General features: G+C 68.1%; 18 protein-coding genes. 7 read left to right on the top strand and 11 right to left on the bottom strand.

Features of this window, described 5'->3' with window-relative positions; translation table 11 throughout:
- Nucleotides 1-36: 36 nt before the first annotated feature.
- From AC1DWT_RS12775 to AC1DWT_RS12760, 4 genes are read right to left on the bottom strand one after another with little or no spacing between them, the layout of a single operon-like run.
- Nucleotides 37-915 (bottom strand): carbohydrate ABC transporter permease, encoded by an 879-nt coding sequence (locus AC1DWT_RS12775; RefSeq protein WP_072937041.1) that lies wholly within the window; start codon nt 913-915, stop codon nt 37-39.
- Entirely contained in the window at nt 915-1,880 is a 966-nt protein-coding gene (locus AC1DWT_RS12770; RefSeq protein WP_072937040.1) for a carbohydrate ABC transporter permease, read from the bottom strand. Before AC1DWT_RS12770 ends, AC1DWT_RS12775 begins: the two co-directional genes overlap by 1 nt.
- Nucleotides 1,877-3,202: an ABC transporter substrate-binding protein gene (locus AC1DWT_RS12765; protein WP_072937039.1), complete on the bottom strand. Its 1,326-nt coding sequence runs from the start codon at nt 3,200-3,202 to the stop codon at nt 1,877-1,879. The genes AC1DWT_RS12770 and AC1DWT_RS12765 overlap by 4 nt, the downstream gene beginning before the upstream one ends.
- Nucleotides 3,203-3,254: 52 nt before the next feature.
- Nucleotides 3,255-4,277, bottom strand: a complete 1,023-nt coding sequence (locus tag AC1DWT_RS12760; RefSeq protein WP_072937038.1) for a sugar-binding transcriptional regulator — start codon at nt 4,275-4,277, stop codon at nt 3,255-3,257.
- A 150-nt stretch (nt 4,278-4,427) separates the two neighbouring features.
- Between AC1DWT_RS12760 and AC1DWT_RS12755 the strand changes: the two genes are divergently transcribed.
- The 4 genes from AC1DWT_RS12755 to xylB are packed head-to-tail and all read left to right on the top strand — an operon-like array spanning nt 4,428 to nt 9,223.
- Nucleotides 4,428-5,432, top strand: coding sequence for an NAD(P)-dependent alcohol dehydrogenase (locus tag AC1DWT_RS12755; RefSeq protein ID WP_206013614.1), 1,005 nt, complete (start codon nt 4,428-4,430; stop codon nt 5,430-5,432).
- 10 nt (nt 5,433-5,442) lie between these two features.
- Complete coding sequence (locus AC1DWT_RS12750) at nt 5,443-6,924, top strand: mannitol dehydrogenase family protein (RefSeq protein ID WP_477920808.1); 1,482 nt, start codon at nt 5,443-5,445, stop codon at nt 6,922-6,924.
- A complete protein-coding gene (locus tag AC1DWT_RS12745; RefSeq protein ID WP_477920806.1) occupies nt 6,921-7,844 on the top strand; it encodes a carbohydrate kinase family protein in 924 nt (307 codons plus the stop codon). Before AC1DWT_RS12750 ends, AC1DWT_RS12745 begins: the two co-directional genes overlap by 4 nt.
- Nucleotides 7,841-9,223: a xylulokinase gene (xylB, locus tag AC1DWT_RS12740; protein WP_095862098.1), complete on the top strand. Its 1,383-nt coding sequence runs from the start codon at nt 7,841-7,843 to the stop codon at nt 9,221-9,223. The genes AC1DWT_RS12745 and xylB overlap by 4 nt, the downstream gene beginning before the upstream one ends.
- A 53-nt stretch (nt 9,224-9,276) precedes the next feature.
- On the opposite strand, the gene AC1DWT_RS12735 is transcribed toward xylB, so the two are convergent.
- Together AC1DWT_RS12735 and AC1DWT_RS12730 are read right to left on the bottom strand one after the other, a co-directional pair.
- Nucleotides 9,277-10,281 carry an NADP-dependent oxidoreductase gene (locus AC1DWT_RS12735; protein ID WP_206013617.1) on the bottom strand — a complete coding sequence of 335 codons (1,005 nt, stop codon included), beginning with the start codon at nt 10,279-10,281 and terminating at the stop codon, nt 9,277-9,279.
- 25 nt (nt 10,282-10,306) lie between these two features.
- Nucleotides 10,307-10,693, bottom strand: coding sequence for a DUF1304 domain-containing protein (locus AC1DWT_RS12730; protein WP_206013618.1), 387 nt, complete (start codon nt 10,691-10,693; stop codon nt 10,307-10,309).
- 80 nt (nt 10,694-10,773) lie between these two features.
- Between AC1DWT_RS12730 and AC1DWT_RS12725 the strand changes: the two genes are divergently transcribed.
- Nucleotides 10,774-11,370 (top strand): TetR/AcrR family transcriptional regulator, encoded by a 597-nt coding sequence (locus tag AC1DWT_RS12725; protein WP_072937031.1) that lies wholly within the window; start codon nt 10,774-10,776, stop codon nt 11,368-11,370.
- Nucleotides 11,371-11,449: 79 nt separating this feature from the next.
- On the opposite strand, the gene AC1DWT_RS12720 is transcribed toward AC1DWT_RS12725, so the two are convergent.
- Entirely contained in the window at nt 11,450-12,067 is a 618-nt protein-coding gene (locus tag AC1DWT_RS12720; protein ID WP_072937030.1) for an acyl-CoA-like ligand-binding transcription factor, read from the bottom strand.
- A gap of 151 nt (nt 12,068-12,218) precedes the next feature.
- On the opposite strand from AC1DWT_RS12720, the gene AC1DWT_RS12715 reads away from it, so the two are divergent.
- Nucleotides 12,219-13,046 carry a mycofactocin-coupled SDR family oxidoreductase gene (locus AC1DWT_RS12715; RefSeq protein ID WP_477920802.1) on the top strand — a complete coding sequence of 276 codons (828 nt, stop codon included), beginning with the start codon at nt 12,219-12,221 and terminating at the stop codon, nt 13,044-13,046.
- 36 nt (nt 13,047-13,082) lie between these two features.
- Nucleotides 13,083-13,937, top strand: a complete 855-nt coding sequence (locus AC1DWT_RS12710; RefSeq protein WP_477920800.1) for a mycofactocin-coupled SDR family oxidoreductase — start codon at nt 13,083-13,085, stop codon at nt 13,935-13,937.
- A gap of 206 nt (nt 13,938-14,143) precedes the next feature.
- On the opposite strand, the gene AC1DWT_RS12705 is transcribed toward AC1DWT_RS12710, so the two are convergent.
- The 4 genes from AC1DWT_RS12705 to AC1DWT_RS12690 form a co-directional block, all read right to left on the bottom strand.
- Entirely contained in the window at nt 14,144-15,373 is a 1,230-nt protein-coding gene (locus AC1DWT_RS12705) for an allantoate amidohydrolase (protein ID WP_477920798.1), read from the bottom strand.
- 96 nt (nt 15,374-15,469) lie between these two features.
- Nucleotides 15,470-16,786: an FMN-binding glutamate synthase family protein gene (locus AC1DWT_RS12700; protein ID WP_072937026.1), complete on the bottom strand. Its 1,317-nt coding sequence runs from the start codon at nt 16,784-16,786 to the stop codon at nt 15,470-15,472.
- 10 nt (nt 16,787-16,796) lie between these two features.
- On the bottom strand, nt 16,797-17,495 hold the full coding sequence (locus AC1DWT_RS12695) for a protein glxC (RefSeq protein WP_477920796.1): 699 nt from the start codon (nt 17,493-17,495) through the stop codon (nt 16,797-16,799).
- Nucleotides 17,483-18,379: a class II glutamine amidotransferase gene (locus AC1DWT_RS12690; protein WP_206013620.1), complete on the bottom strand. Its 897-nt coding sequence runs from the start codon at nt 18,377-18,379 to the stop codon at nt 17,483-17,485. Before AC1DWT_RS12690 ends, AC1DWT_RS12695 begins: the two co-directional genes overlap by 13 nt.
- Between the last annotated feature and the right edge of the window lie 6 nt (nt 18,380-18,385).

Here is an 18,385-nt window from a genome sequence, read left to right as displayed (position 1 = left end):
GGGTACTAACGGTGGGGGAAGTGGTTGCCGGGGTGATCATTTGATCGCGCCGAAGGACAGGCCGCGAACCAGTTTGTTCTGCGCGACCCAACCAGCCAGGATGACCGGGAGCGCCGCCAGCGTCGCCGCCGCCGACAGCCGGGCCCAGTACAGGCCCTCACCGGTGATGAATCCGACGAGGAACACCGGAATGGTCTGCGCCTGAACGGCAGTGAGGTTGACGGCGAAGAAGAATTCGTTCCACGAGAAGATCACGCAGATCAGCGCGGTCGCCGCGATACCGGGGGACACGAGCGGGAGGATCACCTCACGCACGGACGTCCACAGGCTCGCGCCGTCCATGCTGGCGGCCTCGAGCAGTTCGCCCGGAACCTCGAGGAAGAACGAACGCATCATCCACACCGCGATGGGTACGTTCATCGCCGTGTACAGGATGATCAGCGCCCAGATGTTGTCGAGCAGTCCGATGTCGTTGACGATCACGTACAGCGGGATGATCGCGGCGACGATCGGGAGCATCTTCGTGCTGATGAAGAAGAACAGGGCGTCCTTCGTCTTGCGGACCGGCCGCAGCGACAGCGCGAACGCCGCCGGCACCCCGAGCACCAGCACGAGGATCGTCGATATGGCGGTCGCGAACGCCGAATTCAGCAGTGCGGTGCCGATGCCGCTGTCGAGGACCGCCTTGAACTGGTCCAGGGTGGGGGTGAAGAACAGTTTCGGCGGGGTCGTGTAGGCGTCGCCCTCCTGCTTGAACGCGGTGAGCACCATCCACGCCACCGGGAAGAAGAAGCCGAGCGCCACGATCCACGCCACCACACTCCACGGGCTGAACTTGCGGTGCTTGCGCGCCCGCTTGGTCTCCGGAGCGGTGGAAGTGGACTCCACCGGCGCCGCCGCAGTGTCGGTACTCATTACGCTGCCTCCTCGTTACCGGTAAAGCTCTTGAAAATCAGGCGCAACGCCAGGGTCGCGACGACGATGGTCGCGATCACCACGATGACGCCCATCGCGGCGGCCTGCCCGATGTCGAAACCGAGGAATGCGCGCTGATAGATGTAGAAGGGCAGGTTGGCACTGGCGGTGCCGGGGCCACCCTGGGTCATCATGTAGATGGCGTCGAACGTGTTGATCAGGTAGATCGCACCCAGGACGGCACCGAGTTCGATGAACCGGCGCAGATGCGGGAGCGTCAGTTCGCGGAACATCGCGAACGGCTTGGCGCCGTCCACCCGGGCCGCCTCGAGGATGTCGCGCGGCATCGACTGCAGTCCGGCCAGGATCAGCAGCATCATGAACGGCGTCCACTGCCACACCAGGCTGACCATCACCGAGGCCAGCGGGAACTTGCTGACCCAGTCGACCTGCCCCACCCCGAACGGGGAGAGCACGAAGTTGACGATGCCGAACACCGGGTCGAACATCGTCGTCTTCCACAGCAGCGCGCCGGCGACGGGTGTCACCAGGAACGGCGTGATGAGCAGAGTACGCACGATGCCACGGCCCAGGAACGCTCGGTCCAGCAGCAGCGCGAGGAGCAGACCCAGCACCACCGAGATCAGCACGGTCCCGACGATCAGGATCACGGTGTTGACCGCGACCTCACGGAACTGGCTGTCCTTGAACACGTCCACGTAGTTCTGCAGCCCGACGAACTCGCGGGAACCGGGCCGCACCAGGTTCCAGGACTGCGTCGAGTAGTACAGCGTGAACAGGAACGGAATCTGCGTCACCACGATCATGAAGATCAGGGCGGGCAGCAATGGCCCCCGGCGACGCCAGCCCTCGGCCCGGGAGACGCTGTCGTCCTTGGCCTCCCGCAGTTCCCGCACCCGGTCGGCGGTGCCGTCCGCGGTGGGTTTCTCGGCGATGGTGGTCATCTTTCCTCCCGATAGGTCGCGCCGACGACCTCGGCGTACTGCTGTGCCTGGGCGAGTGCCTCGGGCACGGTCTGCTGGCCGGCGATCGCCGCGCTGATCTGCTGGCTGACGCGGGTTCCGAGATCCTGGAACTCGGGGATCGCCAGGAACTGCACGCCCGTGTACGGAACCGGTTGCACGGTGGGAGCTTCCGGGGTCGCGTTCTCGATCGCCTCGAGCGTCAGCGGTCCGTACGCCGCCGAGGCCTCCTTGTACTCGGGAATCTCGTAGGTCGAGAGTCTGCTGCCCGGAGGCACCCGCTCCCAGCCGAGATCCTCACCGACCGTGCGTATGTATTGCTTGTCGGTCATCCACGAAATGAACTTCCAGGCCGCATCGGGGTTCTCGCTGCTCTCGGGGATTCCGAGCGCCCAGCTGTACAGCCAGCCGGAGTTGTCCTTCACCTCGATGGGCGCGGGTGCATACCCGATCTTGCCGACGACGGCGCTCGAGGACGGATCCTCGAGCGTGGAGACGGCGGACGTCGAGTCGTACCACATCGCCACCTGACCCTGAGCGAGCTGCGTGGCGCACTCGCCGAAACCGCTCGTCGCGGCGCCGGGCTCGCCGTACTCGCGCACCAGGTCGACGTAGAACTGGACCGCGCGTTCCACCTCGGGGCTGGTCAGCTGAGCGTTCCAGTCCTCGTCGAACCAGCGGCCACCGAACGTGTTGATGACGGTGTCGAGGGGTGCGAGCAGTTCACCCCAGCCGGGCTTGCCGCGCAGGCAGATGCCGGCCATGTCCTCGGAGTCGAGTTGCTTCGCCGCCGCGGCCACCTCGGTCCAGGTCGGCTTCTCCGACAGGGTGATTCCGGCCTGCTCGAACAAGTCCTTGCGGTACATCAGGAACGAGGACTCGCCGTAGAACGGCACCGAGTACATGCTCCCGTCGTAGGACAGCGACTCGCGCAGGGTGGGGATGAAGTCGGCCTCGTCGTAGCCCTCCGTCGCCTGGGCGTACTCCGACAGGTTCTTCAGCCAGCCGTACTGCGCCCACTGCGGGGTCTCGTAGTTGCTGATCATCACGACGTCGAACTCGCCGCCACCGGTTGCGGTGGATGCCGTGATCTTCGCGCGCGCCTGGTTCTCCGACAGCGTGACGAACTTCAGGTCGATGTCGGGGTTTTCTTCCTCGAACTGCGAGGCGAGCTTCTGCGCATCTTGCATCTGCGAGTTGGAGACCATCGCGATGGTGATGGTCTGGTCCGATGCGCCCAGCGATCCGGCGCCCGCGCATCCGCTGAGCGTGAGGCAGAGTGCTCCTGCCCCCGCTACCAGCATCGTCGCCGGTTTCCTGTGTTTCTTCACCGATCTTCACCTCTCTTGCGTGGTGCTACTGATCGAGCAGCCAACGCGCGCATTCGATGTCGCAAACCAGCATCTTGGCCAGTCCGCCGTGGAGGGCACCCAGTGCCGCTTGGTGTTTGGCGACGCCACCGGTGACGAGGATCGATCCCTCGCACGCGCGGATGTCGTCGAGAGGAACGGACATGGCCCGTTCGTCCAGTGGTCCGGAGACCTCGGTTCCGTCGAGCCGGTAGAAGCGTCCACCGACTTCACCGACCGCGCCGAGGCCGGTGAGCACGGACAGCATGTCCGTGTCGATGAAGCTGCCCTCGAACAACGTTGTCGACGTGGAGACGGCGCCCGTGCCGAACATCATCATCTCYGCAGTCCGGCCCGCCTCGAGCGCCTTGGAGATGACGGAGTCGCCCCGCATGGATACCACGGTCGATGCGTCCGCGTACAGGGGAACGGGAAGCCGAACGGTGTTGGCCTGCAGCTGCTCTGCGCATCTACCCAGGACGTACTCCGTTCCGGTCTGATAGTTGATCGCACTCACCGAGCCGTCGAGCTGGACGACGGATGCGCACGTGGCCGCACCGGACGGCAGCCCCTGCGCGACGGCGACCGTTTCGGGCCCCCAAGTGAATCCGAGGGTGTCGCCTTCCCGGATCCGGCGGACGAGGAGGGATGCGGCGGCGCGCCCGACACCGGCGAAGCTGTTGTGGTCGTCGATCGCACCGGCGGCGTCGACGGAGTCGGCGACCACCACCGCCTCGACGAGGCCGTACTTCTCCTCGAGCGCGCGCTCCTCGTCCGAGCGCAGTGCATCCCGCAGATGCGCGGGTGCCTGCACCTCGATGCGCACCAGGCCCTGGGCACGGGCTCGCGCCACCAGCCGGCCCGCGGTCGGGCGGGAGACACCGAGTCGCGTGGCGACCTCGGCCTGGGTCATTCCGTCGAGGTAGTACAACGTTGCGGCGCGCAACGCGAGGCGCAGATCCTCCGTCGTGGACGGCGGTGGTGCCGCGATGGGAGACGGCGTCGGGGCCGTCGAGTTGGGGGACGTCACTGGTTCTCCTCGCCATGATCCCGAGCCCGTCGAGTGTGTCTTCGGAGCCTCGAGAAGCCGTGAGCAAATGATCACTATGCGTTCATCTGCTCAATACGCTAGCATCGAAGTGTGACCCACACAACACTCCCATCGGATATCCCCAGGACGATGCGTGCCAGCGTGCTCGTCGAGCCGGGCGCGATCGAAATCCGGGAACGGTCCGTGCCCACTCCAGGCCCCGGTGACGTCCTGATCCGCGTGGCCTCGGTCGGCGTCTGCGGATCGGACGCCCACTACTACCGCGAGGGCCGCATCGGCGAGTTCGTGGTCGATCAGCCGATCGTGCTGGGACACGAGGCGTCGGGCACCGTGGTGGGTGTCGGGGCCGGCGTCTCGGCGGAGCGCATCGGGCAGCGAGTCTCCATCGAACCGCAGCGCCCCGACCCGGACACCGACGAATCCCGGCGCGGTCTCTACAACCTGTGCCCGCACATGCAGTTCTATGCCACCCCGCCGATCGACGGGGCGCTGGCCGAGTACGTGACCATCGGCTCGGCGTTCGCGCATCCGATTCCCGACGAGATGTCCGAGGACGCGGCCGCACTGTGCGAGCCGTTGTCGGTGGCCATCGCCACCACCCGCAAGGCCGGCGTGACGGCGGGTTCGCGGGTTCTGATCGCAGGTGCGGGGCCGATCGGAATCGCACTGGTGCAGACGGTCCTCGCGTTCGGTGCCACCGAGGTGGTCGTCTCCGACCTCGACCCCCGGCGGCGCGACGTCGCAGCGAAATTCGGTGCCACCGCAGTGCTCGACCCGCGCGAGCAGGACGTCGCGGGACTTCACGTGGACTCGTTCGTCGACGCGTCGGGCGCCCCGAGCGCGGTACTGGCCGGCATCCAGGCGGTCCGGCCTGCGGGAACCGTTGTCCTGGTGGGCATGGGCGCCCCCGAGATGACGCTGCCCGTCCAGACCATCCAGAACCGAGAGTTGGTTCTGACCGGGGTGTTTCGTTACGCCAACACCTGGCCGACGGCGATCGCGCTGGCGCGGTCCGGGCGCGTCGACCTCGATTCGATGGTCACCGGAAGATTCCCGCTCGCCGAGGCGGAACAAGCACTGAACGCAGACCGGACGCCGGGCAGCCTCAAGGCCGTCGTACGCGTCCAGGAATGAGGAGAGACCGATGCAACTGAGCGCGCAGGCACTGCAGCAGTTCGACGACACCGTGCAGGTGCCGAACTACGACCGAGGCGACATCACCGTGGGCATAGTGCATTTCGGTGTCGGCGGATTCCACCGGGCACACCAGGCGATGTACGTCGACCGCCTGTTGCGGCGCGGTCAGGCGCGCGACTGGGGCATCTGCGGAGTCGGGGTGCTGCCCGGTGACCGGCGCATGAAGGACGCCCTCGACGCCCAGGACGGCCTGTACACGCTGGCGCTGCGACACCCGGACGGCACCTGGGACGTGAGCGTCATCGGGTCCATCGTCGACTATCTTCTCGCCCCCGACGACCCCGAGGCGGTCATCGAGAAGATCGCCGCGGAGACCACCCGGATCGTCTCGCTGACGATCACGGAGGGCGGCTACAACTTCACCCACGACACGGGCAAGTTCGACGCCGAGAACCCCGACGTCGTGCACGATCTCACCGACGGGGCCGTCCCGCGGACCACGTTCGGACTCGTCGTCGAGGCCCTGTCCCGGCGCCGCGCGCGCGGGTTGCCGTCACCGACCATCATGTCCTGCGACAACATTCAGGGCAACGGCGACGTGGCGCGCCGGATGTTCCTGGCGTACGCGGAGTTGAAGGACCCGGACCTCGCCGAGTGGATGCGCGCCGAGACGTCGTTCCCCAACTCCATGGTCGACCGCATCACACCCGTCACCACCCCCGAGGTGACGGAGGCGCTGTCGTCGCGCTTCGGCGTCGACGACCGGTGGCCCGTCGCAGCCGAGCCGTTCACGTCATGGGTGCTCGAGGACGCGTTCCCGCTCGGACGCCCGGCATTCGAGGACGTCGGTGTACAGGTGGTCGACGACGTCGAACCGTACGAACTGATGAAACTGCGCCTGCTCAACGCCAGCCACCAGGGCCTCTGCTATTTCGGATACCTGGCCGGGTACCGACTGGTGCACGACGTCGCACAGGATCCGCTGTTCGCCGACTTCCTGCTCGCATACATGGACGACGAGGCCACACCCACCCTGGCGCCGGTCCCCGGCGTCGACCTCGACGACTACAAGCGCACGCTCATCGAACGCTTCTCCAATCCCGAGATCCGCGACACCGTCGCTCGCCTGTGTGCCGAATCGTCCGACCGCATCCCGAAGTGGCTGCTGCCGGTGATCCGCGAGAACCTGGTGGCCGACCGGCACATTCGACTGTCGGCCGCGATCGTGGCGAGCTGGGCCCGCTACGCCGAAGGAGTCGACGAGGACGGACAACCCATCGACGTCGTCGACCAGTTGAAGGACTCCCTCGTCCCGATCGCGCGCAGCCAGCACGAGAACCCCACGGCCTTCATCGAGAACCGATCCGTCTTCGGCGATCTGGCCGACAACCCGCGCTTCGTCACCGCCTACCTCTGGGCGCTGGACTCACTGCACGGCGTCGGCGCACGGAAGACACTCGAGGCTCTGCGTGAGAAGGTGCAGTCATGAGTCTGGTCATCGGTGAAGCCCTCATCGACATCGTCACGGCGAGCGACGGCGCCACCACCGAATACGTCGGCGGTAGCCCGCTCAACGTCGCGGTCGGCCTCGGCAGGCTCGGTCGTCCGGTCGAATTCGTCACCCGGATCGGCGACGACACACGGGGCCGGTCGATCATCCGGCACCTCGAGCAGTCGGGGGTGATCGTCGCGCCCGGCAGCGTCACCGCGCAGCGAACCGCGACGGCCCACGCCACCCTCGACACTGCCGGATCCGCCACCTACGAGTTCGACATCGAGTGGGACCTCCCCTCCCCCAGCGGGGCATCCGCCCCGTCGCTCGTCCACACCGGTTCCATTGCCGCCGTGATGGAACCCGGCTGCGATGTGGTGGCAAACATGCTCGAACGCCGGCGCGCCGCCGCGACGATCAGCTACGACCCCAACGTGCGACCGGTGTTGATCACCGACAAAACGCGCGCCCGGGAGCGAATCGAGCACCTCGTGTCGATCTCCGACATCGTCAAGGTCAGCGACGAGGACCTCCGCTGGTACGACCCCGATCGGGACCCCGTCGACATCGCCCGCGCGTGGCTGTCGCGCGGTCCGGCGATGGTCGCGGTGACGAAGGGCGCCGAGGGCGCCTTCGCGGTCTGCGCGGCCGGACTCGTCGAGGTCGCGGCCCGCCACGTCGAGGTGGTCGACACCGTCGGAGCGGGCGACGCGTTCATGGCCGGACTCCTCGACGGATTCTGGTCGCACGGCTTCCTCGGCGCGGAGAGCCGCGCCGCCCTCCACGCGATCGAACCGGACGAACTGCGGAACGTGCTCGACAACGCCGTACTGATGTCGGGCCTCACGGTCGCGCGCGCCGGGGCGGACCTCCCTACCCGCGAGACACTGGACCGCGCGGCGGGTGTGCGGCAATGACACTCGTCGCGGGCATCGACTCGTCCACCCAGTCGTGCAAGGTGATGGTCTGCGACGCCGACACCGGCGCACTCGTCCGCGAGGGCAAGGCCTCGCACCCGGACGGCACCGAGGTCGATCCGCGCGAGTGGGCTTCGGCCCTCGACGACGCCGTCGCCGCCGCCGGCGGACTCGACGACGTCGCGGCGGTGTCGGTCGGAGCGCAACAGCACGGCATGGTCTGTCTCGACGACGCGGGCGCGGTCGTGCGTCCGGCGTTGCTGTGGAACGACACTCGCTCCGCCGGCGCCGCCACGCAACTGGTGGAGGACCTCGGCGGTCCGGACGCGTGGGCGGATGCGGTGGGTGTGGTGCCCCTCGCCGCGATCACCGTCAGCAAACTGCGCTGGCTCGCCGATTCCGAACCGGCGAACGCCGACCGGACGTCCGCGGTGTGCCTGCCCCACGACTGGCTCGCCTGGCAGCTCACCGGCCGATCCGACCTCGGCACCCTGGCCACCGACCGCGGCGACGCCAGCGGCACCGGATACTTCTCCGCCGCAACGGATTCCTACCGGACCGACCTGCTGTCGCTGGCGCTGCGGGGGCGCACGGCCGCCGTGCCGCGTGTCGCCGGGCCCGCCGAGCGGATCGGTGAGACCCGCTGGGGTGCCGCCGTCGGACCGGGCACCGGGGACAACGCCGCCGCAGCACTCGCCCTCGACGCCCAGGAGGGCGACGTCGTCGTCTCCGTGGGAACGTCGGGCGTCGTGTCCGCGGTGTCCGTGACACCGGCGAACGATCCGGGCGGTTTCGTCGCCGGCTTCGCCGACGCCACCGGACGCCAGCTGCCGCTCGTGTGCACGCTGAACGCCGCCCGGGTCCTCGACGCGACCGCCTCGCTACTGGGAGTCGATCACGACGAGCTGTCGCGGCTGGCGCTGTCGGCGCCGTCCGGCAGCGGCGGCCTGGTGATGGTGCCGTACTTCGAGGGCGAACGCACCCCCAACCGTCCCGACGCCACCGGCTCCGTTCACGGTCTGCGGCTGGCGAATTCGACGCCCGCCCACCTCGCTCGCGCGGCCGTCGAGGGGCTGCTGTGCGGTCTGGCGGAAGGCATCGACCACCTGATCGCCCAGGGCGTCACCGTGCGTCGGATCCTCTTGATCGGCGGCGGTGCCCGCTCACAGGCACTGTGTGAACTCGCGCCCGCCATCTTCGGGGCGCCGGTTCTCGTGCCGCAGCCGGCGGAATACGTCGCGATCGGCGCGTGCCGTCAAGCGGCCTGGACCCTCGCCGGGACCCCGGAGCCGCCGCAGTGGAGCCAGACGTCCACCCGGCGCTTCGAGGCCGACCCGGCACCCGACGTCCGCGAGCGGTACTCCTCCGTGAGGCGCTGACGCGCCTGTGCGCGGTTAACGAGTCTCTGGACTCCTTAGCCGCGCACGGGTGGCTACACCTTCACCAGCATCTTCCCGACGTTCGCGCCGCGCATGAGCTGCAAGAACGCGTCGACCGAGTTCTCGATGCCGTCGACGACGGTCTCGTCGTGCACCACGTCGCCGGACGCGAGCCACGGTCCCATCTTGGCGGCGAACTCGGGGAACACGTGGGTGTAGTTGCCGAGCGTGAAGCCCTCGAGGGTGAGACCGCGGCTGATGATGTTCACCATGTTGTCGGGGCCGGGAGTGCGCTCGGTGGCGTTGTATGCCGCGATCGCGCCGCACAGTGCGGCCCGCCCGCCGGGGCGCATGACGTCGAGGGCGGCCTCGAGGTGATCGCCGCCGACATTGTCGAAGTAGACGTCGATGCCGTCGCCCGCGAGTCCGCGAAGCTGCTCGCGCACCGGCGCCTGCTTGTAGTCGAAGGCGGCGTCGTATCCGTACCGGTCGGTCAGCAGCGCGACCTTCTCCGCGGACCCGGCGGATCCGATGACCCGGGACGCGCCCTCGAGTCGCGCGATCTGTCCGGCGGCGGTCCCGACCGCTCCCGCGGCTCCGGAGATGAACACCGCGTCGCCGGCCTTCAGGTGGGCGATGTGCACGAGGCCGACGTAGGCGGTGAGCCCGGTCAGTCCGAGAATCCCGAGGTAGGCCGAGATCGGCACTCCCGGAATCTCTTCGACCACGCGGAACGCCGAGGCGTCACCCTGCGCGACGTCGCGCCACCCGAGGTCGTGGACGACCACCGAGCCGCCCGGATGGGTGGCGGCGGTGGATTCGACGACGCGACCGACGGCCCCGCCGGTCATCGTCTCGCCCAGCACGAACGGCGGGATGTACGACTTCACATCGTTCATCCGGCCGCGCATGTAGGGGTCGACCGAGACGAACTCGTTGTGCACGCGCACCTGCTCGGGCCCGAGTGCGGGCAACTCGACGGAGGCGGTGCGGAAGTCGTCCTGGGTGGGCCAGCCCACCGGCCGGTTGATCAGTTGAATCTGGGTGCTCGACGGCATGGTGTTCCTTTCGATACTTCTGAGGTCACAGCGCCAGTCCGAGCGCGAGGAGGACGACGGCGAGCAGCGGCAGCGTCCCCTGGGTGATCGCCGCGCGAGCCTTGTCGGGCGACGACAGCAGGAGTACGAGCGCCGCGAGCAGCATGGAGCCCGCGCCGGCGAACACGAGGGCCGATCCGACCGCGGTGGCGCCGATGGCGACGGCGACGATTCCGACTGCCGTCACGATCGCCAGGAAGAGGTTGTAGAAGCCCTGGTTGAAGGCAAGCTCCCGGGTGGCGGCGGCCTCTTCGACGCCGGTCCCGAACGTCGCGCGGGTGCGCGGAGCGGTCCAGAGGATGGATTCGAGCACGAAGATGTACACGTGCAGCGCACTGGCGAGTGCGGCAAGAACAAGACCCGCGGCGACCATACGAAATCCCTCCTCGTTCTGAACTGACCATTTCAATATATACTGAAATGGCCGTTTCACAACCACGAGTGAGGATCGTCATGCCGCGCACGCAGGACTTCGACACGGCCGAGGTGGTCGGCCGCGCCCGCGACCTGTTCTGGGACAAGGGCTTCGAAGCCACGTCGATACCCGACCTCGAGCGCGTCACCGGTTTGAATCGGTCGAGCCTCTACAACGCCTTCACCAGCAAACGCGGACTCTACGACGCCGCAGTGCACGACTACCTGGACCGGGTGGTGCGCCCTCGGCTCCGCATCCTGACCGACGAGCCCACCCGCCCCGACGCCGCCTCGCGCTACTACCGCAGCCTCGCCGGCGCCCTCGCCTCCCTCCCCGACGAAACCCCCGGCCGCGGCTGCCTGCTGCTCAACAGTGCCGCCGGTTTCGCCGCGCACGACGACACGCAACGGTCCGTCGTCGAGAGCTACCAGCGTGAACTGTCCGGGGCGCTCACCCACGCACTCCGCGCCCACGACCCCGACGCCCCGGCCGCCACCCTGCAGCACCGAGCCCGGCTCCTGACGTCCCTGTCCGTCAGCGCCCTCCTGCTGTCGCGGGTCGACCGCGACGAGGCCGTCGCGGTCGCGAACACCGCCGTCGAACAGCTGGAGGAATGGCGCCCCTCCCGTACGTGAGTGGAAAAGAGTGCCCGAACACGCGTTGCCACTCACATGGGGGTCACGGTGGCGCGCCGTGTCGTCGAGCGCGGCGACCTCACCGGGTGGCGGGCTCCGGTGGCAGCAGGAGATCGAGCGACCGGGCGAGGGCCTCGTCGAGGTCAACACCCGGGTTGGTAAGCCAGAACTCGTGCGCGGTGTGAACCGCCGCCACCACCGCGTACCCGACCGCTGTCGGGAACAGTGCGGTCGCCGGCTCCCCCGATCGGACGCTGGCGAACTCGGTGGCCGCAGCACGCCACGCGGCGTGCCGGGCCGCGGCGTGCACCTGCACCGCCGGGACGCTGAGCACCAACTGAGCCCGGTGCCGCGCCCACTCGTGCTGGTCTTCGGGAACGTGCAGGGCCCCGATCACCGCGCGTGCGACGACCGTCCGGTACGGCTCGGCCGGCAGACCGGCCGAGAGTTGTTCGCACAGCCTGGCCAGTTCGGCGTCCGACTCGACCCAGAGGACATCGGCCTTGGACGGGAAGTAGCGGAAGAAGGTGCGGCGGCTGATGCCGACCTCCGCGGCGATGTCGTCGACGCTCGTCTGCTCGAACCCATGGGTGAGGAACAGCCGCTGCGCCACCGCTGCCAGCTCGTGCGCACTGGTCGCCGCGGGACGCCCACCGCGGTCGGAGGGTGCGGGGGTTCGGTCGCCGATCCTGGTCACGCGTCGATGATCTCAAAGGCCGAGTGCCCGGCGGACGACTTCCCAACCGAATCACCCAATTCGCGATGTTTTGTCACCGCATGACATAACCTGCTCGATACGACGCGATGCCGCTCGAATCGGCGCCGCATGTGCCGGAAGGTCAACTGTCATGGGACAACTCGAGAATCAGGTCGCATTCATCACAGGCGCCGCACGCGGCCAGGGCCGCAGTCACGCATTGCTCCTCGCCCGGGAAGGCGCGGACATCATCGCGGTGGACGTCTGCCGCCCGGTGGAGACCGTGCCGTATGCGACGGCCACCCCGGACGATCTCGCCGAGACCGCGCGCCAGGTCAAGGCCCTCGGCCGCCGGATCGTGACCGCCGAAGTCGACGTCCGGGACCTCGCCGCGCTCACTTCAGCCGTCGACGACGGGGTCGCTCAACTCGGCCGACTCGACATCGTGCTCGGCAACGCCGGAATCTCGGTACCCGCGCCCACGCTGGAAATGTCCGAACAGACGTGGTCGACGATGATCGACGTCAATCTCACCGGCGTCTGGAAGACCTGTGTTGCCGCGGTACCCCACATCATCGCCGGAGGACGCGGTGGCTCGGTAGTGATCACCAGTTCCCTCGCGGCCCTCAAAGCCAACGCGAACACCGCGCACTACTCGGCCGCCAAGGCGGGCCTGATCGGGTTCATGCGCGTGCTCGCGCAGGAACTCGCCCCGCAGAGCATCCGGGTCAACACCATTCATCCCACCACGGTGGCGACGGACATGATCCTCAACGAGCCCACCTACCAGCTCTTCCGACCGGATCTCGGACACCCCACGCGTGCCGACTTCGAGGAAGCTGCGCTCACGCTCAACGCGCTTCCCGTCCCCGCACTGGAGTCGATCGACATTTCGAATGCGGTGCTGTACCTGGTCGGTGACGCCGGCCGGTACATCACCGGCACCACGCACACCGTCGACGCCGGCGGACAACTCTGACAGCAGCGAAATCGTTCCATCAATCAGGAGGTAATCATGGGAATGCTGGACGGGAAGGTCGCATTCATCACCGGTGGAGCACGCGGCCAGGGGCGCGCGCACGCTGTAACCTCGGCGCGCGAGGGCGCGGACGTCGTGGTCATCGACATCGCCGCCCAGATGGGCACCGCGCCGTACAAGATGGCGGACGGATCCGACCTCGCCGAGACGGTTGCGCAGGTCGAGGCCCTCGGGCGCCGGGCGCTGTCGTTCGAGGTTGACGTGCGGTCGCAGGCTTCACTCGACGACGCAGTCACCCAGACCATCTCGACGTTCGGAAAGATCGACATCCTGATCGCCAATGCGGGTATCTGGACACAGGCACCGTTCTGGGAGCTCAGCGAAGACGACTGGGAAGAGATGATGGGCGTCAACCTGACCGGCGTGTGGAAGTCCGCGAAGGCCGTGGCACCACACATGATCGAGCGCCAAAGCGGGTCCATCGTCATCACGTCCTCGGTCAACGGACTGGAGCCGGGCATGAACTACGCGCACTACGTCACGGCCAAGCACGGCGTGATCGGATTGATGAAAAACATCGCGCTCGAGCTGGCGCCGCACGGGATCCGGTGCAACTCGATCAACCCGGGAGCGATCAAGACACCGATGACCGACCACCAGGGCGCCTGGGACATGTTCGCCGGCCACGAGGGCGGGACCGAGGCCGACATGATCGAGGGCGGCTATCACTTCCACGCCCTCAAGGGCACGACGTTCATGCCGCCGCAGGTCATCGCGGATACTGCGCTCTACCTGAACTCCGACCTCGCCGCGTCGGTGACAGGCGTGACCATCCCCGTCGACGCCGGCCACCTGCTGCTGACCGGCTCGAATCCCGCACCTGTCAAATAGCGAGCAGGATGATGCGAGAGGTGGCAAACCCCGCCACGCTCACCGCCGACAAGGGAAGGGTGCCGCGGCGCAGCCCGGCCGCCGTGGTCGGATAGCGTTCCGAATCGCCTACTGGTGCTGCACGTGCGGCACGTCCCTGACCCGAGGGGCGTGCCGCACGTGAGTGGCAAAGAGTGCCCCGGCACGCTTTGCCACTCACATGGGGGTCAGGTGGCGGTCACCCAGTCGGCCATCACGTCCGCCAGCGCCTCCGCGCCACGGTTGCAGTCGTCGGCTTCGGCGAACTCGTCGGGCGAGTGGGACACACCGGTCGGGTTGCGGACGAACATCATCGCGGTGGGTACCTTCGCCGACAGGATTCCGGCGTCGTGGCCGGCCGCGGTCGGGAGGACGGGGATGTCGCCGAGGTGAGCGAGGGAGCGGCGCAGTCGCTCCCGGGTGTCGTGCGGGAAGTCGACGATCGGTGTCACCGATTCGGCGTCGACCTCGAGACCGATGCCGTCGGCGGCCGCGTAGGCCTGCGCCTCGGCGGTGATCTGCTGCACCAGTTTCGTCAGCGTCTCCTCGTCGGCGGCCCGGGCGTCGAGCCACGCCCGCACCTCCGACGGAATGGCATTGGCACCGTTGGGAAGTACCCGCACCTTGCCGAACGTGGCGACCGCCTCGTGCAGCGCCGCGGCGGACCGTGCGGTGTGGACCGAGGACGCGAACGCGAGCATCGGGTCGCGGCGGTCGACCAACCGGGTGGCGCCTGCATGGTTGGCCTCCCCGGAGAACACGAACTGCCACCGGCCGTGCGGCCAGATCGACGAGGCCACGGCGATGGGGCTGTCGATCAGATCGAGGGCGCGCCCCTGCTCGACGTGCAGTTCGACGTACACGCCGACGCGGTCGACGAGGTCGGGATCCTCGCCGAGATGGTGTGGGTCGCGGCCGGCGGAGATCAGTGCCTCGCCGAGGCTGATGCCGTCGCTGTCCCGCAGAGCCAGGGCACGGGCGGGTGCCACCGCCCCGGTGGACAGTTGCGAGCCGACGCAGGCGACACCGAATCGCGCACCCTCCTCGTCGGAGAACGCCGTGACCGCCACCGGACGCGTCGGCACGATCCCCCGTTCCCGCACCAGGTCGATCGCCGCGAACGCCGACACGACCCCAAGGGGTCCGTCGTAGGCGCCGCCGTCAGGCACGGAGTCGAGGTGCGATCCGGTGACGAAACTGTCGCGTGGATCGCCGTCCCATCCCTCCGGCATCCACCAGGCCCACAGGTTGCCGTTGCGGTCTTCCTCGACGCTCATCCCCCGCTGCCGGGCGCAGTCGCCGAACCATTCGCGCAGCGTCATGTCGGAGTCGTTCCACGCGAAGCGGCGGTACCCGCGCGTCGACTTGTGCTGACCGACATCGAGAATGGTCGCCCACAGCGAATCGAACGAAGTCATGTATTGGGTCCTCTACTCGTAGGAGTAGGCGCTTCGCGCCCGTGCGCCTTTCTGGTTGTTCCAGCTACCAAAAAGGCGCACGGGTGGCGGAGCCGCCTACAGGGCGCCGGGGATCCAGGTGGTTCCGGCAAGGGGCACGCGGGCCATGGCGGACGCCTCGACGGTGAGGGCGACGAGGTCCTCCGGTTCGAGGTTGCGCAGGTGCGACTTGCCGCAGGCGCGGGCCAGGGTCTGCGCTTCCATGGTGAGGACCCGCAGGTAGTTGGCGAGCCGCCGTCCGCCCTCGACGGGGTCGAGGTTCTTCGACAGTTCCGGGTCCTGGGTGGTGATCCCGGCGGGGTCCTTCCCGGCCTGGAAGTCGTCGTAGAACCCGGCGGCGGAGCCGAGTTCCTCGTACTGCTTCGCGTAGCGGGGACTGTTGTCTCCCAACGCGATCAGGGCGGCGGTGCCGATCGCGACGGCGTCCGCACCGAGGGCCATGGCCTTCGCGACGTCCGCGCCGCTGCGGATGCCGCCCGACACGATGAGCTGGACCTTGCGGTGCACCCCGAGTTCCTGCAGCGCCTGGACGGCCTGCGGGATCGCGGCGAGGGTGGGGATGCCGACGTGCTCGATGAACACGTCCTGGGTGGCGGCGGTGCCGCCCTGCATGCCGTCGACGACGACGACGTCGGCGCCGGCCTTCACGGCGAGCTTCACGTCGTAGTAGGTGCGGGTGGCACCGACCTTGATGTAGATCGGCTTCTCCCAGTTGGTGATCTCGCGCAGTTCGATGATCTTGATGGCGAGGTCGTCGGGACCGGTCCAGTCGGGGTGCCTGCATGCCGACCGCTGGTCGACACCCATGGGGAGGGTGCGCATCCCGGCGACGCGTTCGGTGATCTTCTGCCCCAGCAGCATTCCGCCGCCACCCGGCTTGGCGCCCTGACCGAGGACGATCTCGATGGCGTCCGCCTTGCGCAGGTCGTCAGGGTTCATCCCGTACCGCGACGGCAGGTACTGGTAGACGAGGTTCTTCGACTGTCCCCGCTCCTCCGGGGTCATGCCGCCGTCACCGGTGGTGGTGGACGTGCCGACCTCACTGGCGCCGCGGCCGAGGGCTTCCTTCGCCTGCCCGGACAGCGCACCGAAGCTCATGCCGGCGATGGTGATCGGGATGTCGAGGTGCAGCGGGAACTTCGCGTTGCGGTCACCCAGCACGACGTCCGTGTCGCACTTTTCGCGGTACCCCTCGAGCGGGTACCGCGACATCGACGCCCCGAGGAACAGGAGGTCGTCGAAGTGGGGCAGCCTGCGCTTGGCGCCCCAGCCGCGGATGTCGTAGATGCCGGTCTCGGCGGCCCGCTGGATCTCGGAGATGACGCCGCGGTCGAAGGTCGCCGATTCGCGCAGGGCCGGGTTCGGGGTGTTCATGACGGGTCTCCTAGTACGCGCTGGCGTTGTCGACGTGGAAGTTGTAGAGCTTGCGGGCGGAGCCGTAGCGGGTGAACTCGGACGGGTCGGCGTCGAAACCGGCCTGATCCAGCAGATCCCGCAGTTCCGTCAGGTGCTCTTCGCGCATCTCCTTCTTGATGCAGTCGGCGCCGAGGGAGGCGACGGTGCCGCGCACATAGATCCGGGCCTCGTACAGCGAGTCGCCGAGGGCCTCGCCGGCGTCGCCGAGGACGACGAGACGTCCGGCCTGACCCATGAACGCGGACATGTGCCCGATGTTGCCGCCGACGACGATGTCGACGCCCTTCATCGAGATGCCGCAGCGGGCGGCGRCATTGCCGTCGATCACGAGCAACCCGCCGTGGGCGGTGGCGCCGGCGGACTGCGACGCGTCGCCCYTGACGTGCACCGTCCCCGACATCATGTTCTCGGCGACCCCGACGCCGGCGTTGCCGGTCACGGTCACGGTGGCCTGCTGGTTCATGCCGGCGCAGTAGTAGCCGACGTGGCCCTCGATCGTGACGTCGATGTCCGAGTCGAGGCCGCAGGCGAGAGCGTGCGCACCCTGGGGGCCGGTGACGGTGACCGTCCTCGGCGCCTCGGGCGAGGTGAGCCGCTCGTTGACGGCCCGGGTGCTCGACGACGCGAGGTCCAGGACAGTTGCTTCGGTGGTGGCTACCGGTGCCATACGTACACCTCTTCCGGTTCGGGCTCGAAGATTCGGGCGTTCTCGACGCCGGGCAGGTTCGCCAGGGCGCGGTATTCGGAGGCCATCGCGACCCACTGGTCGGTCTCGGCGATGACGGCGGGCTTGCAGGAGATGGCGTCGCGGACCACGGCGAACGAGTCGGCGGTCGAGACGAGGAGGGTGTAGAAGCCGTCGAACGTCTCGTTCAGCATCAGGAGCGCCTTCTCCAGATCGACGCCCTCGGCGAGTTGCTTGGCGACGAACCGCGCCCCGACCTCGGTGTCGTTGGCGCTGTCGAACACGACACCGTCGCGCTCGAGCTGGTGCTTGATGCTCATGTGGTTCGAGAAGGACCCGTTGTGCACCAGGCACTCGTCGGGGCCGACGGAGAACGGGTGCGAACCCTCGGCGGTGACGGCGGATTCGGTGGCCATCCGGGTATGGGCGACGCCCTGCCAGCCGGTGGCGGCGGGCAGCCCGAACCGGTTCGCCAGATCGACGGGGTTCCCGACGCCCTTGAGGACGGTGAGATCGTTGCCGAAGCCGATGACCCGTGCCGTGGGGACGACGCTGCGCACAGCCGCGGCGAGATCCTCCGCGCCGACGACCCCGTGCAGGATCGTGGTCGGGTCCAGGTCGAGTCCGGTGATCGTCGTGTCGAGGGTGGACGACAGCGTCGCGGCGAGATCCGCTGCGGGGATGGGGCAGTCGAGCAGGGAGACCGTCGACTCCCCTTCCGGCGACCAGGTCCGGTCGCCGTAGATGGCCATGCCGGCGGAATCGGGGCCGCGGTCGCACATCTGCGCGAGCATGTCGGTGAGCAGGGCGCCGAGTTGTGGGTAGAGGGACGGCTCACGCAGGTGAAGTCCGACGATTCCACACATGGATGT

The sequence above is a fragment of the Rhodococcus sp. P4_B6 genome, assembly GCF_056402215.1.
The sequence above is the reverse complement of the archived record's forward strand: the minus strand, read 5'-3'. Positions and strand labels throughout refer to the sequence as shown.

What these genes read in the sequence shown, in the direction of transcription:
- AC1DWT_RS12750 (WP_477920808.1), top strand. Translation starts at nt 5,443, where the DNA reads ATGCAACTGAGCGCGCAGGCACTGCAGCAGTTCGACGACACCGTGCAG.
- AC1DWT_RS12735 (WP_206013617.1), bottom strand. Translation starts at nt 10,281, where the DNA reads ATGCCGTCGAGCACCCAGATTCAACTGATCAACCGGCCGGTGGGCTGG.
- AC1DWT_RS12770 (WP_072937040.1), bottom strand. Translation starts at nt 1,880, where the DNA reads ATGACCACCATCGCCGAGAAACCCACCGCGGACGGCACCGCCGACCGG.
- AC1DWT_RS12775 (WP_072937041.1), bottom strand. Translation starts at nt 915, where the DNA reads ATGAGTACCGACACTGCGGCGGCGCCGGTGGAGTCCACTTCCACCGCT.
- AC1DWT_RS12745 (WP_477920806.1), top strand. Translation starts at nt 6,921, where the DNA reads ATGAGTCTGGTCATCGGTGAAGCCCTCATCGACATCGTCACGGCGAGC.
- AC1DWT_RS12725 (WP_072937031.1), top strand. Translation starts at nt 10,774, where the DNA reads ATGCCGCGCACGCAGGACTTCGACACGGCCGAGGTGGTCGGCCGCGCC.
- AC1DWT_RS12755 (WP_206013614.1), top strand. Translation starts at nt 4,428, where the DNA reads ATGCGTGCCAGCGTGCTCGTCGAGCCGGGCGCGATCGAAATCCGGGAA.
- xylB (WP_095862098.1), top strand. Translation starts at nt 7,841, where the DNA reads ATGACACTCGTCGCGGGCATCGACTCGTCCACCCAGTCGTGCAAGGTG.
- AC1DWT_RS12765 (WP_072937039.1), bottom strand. Translation starts at nt 3,202, where the DNA reads ATGCTGGTAGCGGGGGCAGGAGCACTCTGCCTCACGCTCAGCGGATGC.
- AC1DWT_RS12690 (WP_206013620.1), bottom strand. Translation starts at nt 18,379, where the DNA reads ATGTGTGGAATCGTCGGACTTCACCTGCGTGAGCCGTCCCTCTACCCA.
- AC1DWT_RS12710 (WP_477920800.1), top strand. Translation starts at nt 13,083, where the DNA reads ATGGGAATGCTGGACGGGAAGGTCGCATTCATCACCGGTGGAGCACGC.
- AC1DWT_RS12705 (WP_477920798.1), bottom strand. Translation starts at nt 15,373, where the DNA reads ATGACTTCGTTCGATTCGCTGTGGGCGACCATTCTCGATGTCGGTCAG.
- AC1DWT_RS12715 (WP_477920802.1), top strand. Translation starts at nt 12,219, where the DNA reads ATGGGACAACTCGAGAATCAGGTCGCATTCATCACAGGCGCCGCACGC.
- AC1DWT_RS12700 (WP_072937026.1), bottom strand. Translation starts at nt 16,786, where the DNA reads ATGAACACCCCGAACCCGGCCCTGCGCGAATCGGCGACCTTCGACCGC.
- AC1DWT_RS12730 (WP_206013618.1), bottom strand. Translation starts at nt 10,693, where the DNA reads ATGGTCGCCGCGGGTCTTGTTCTTGCCGCACTCGCCAGTGCGCTGCAC.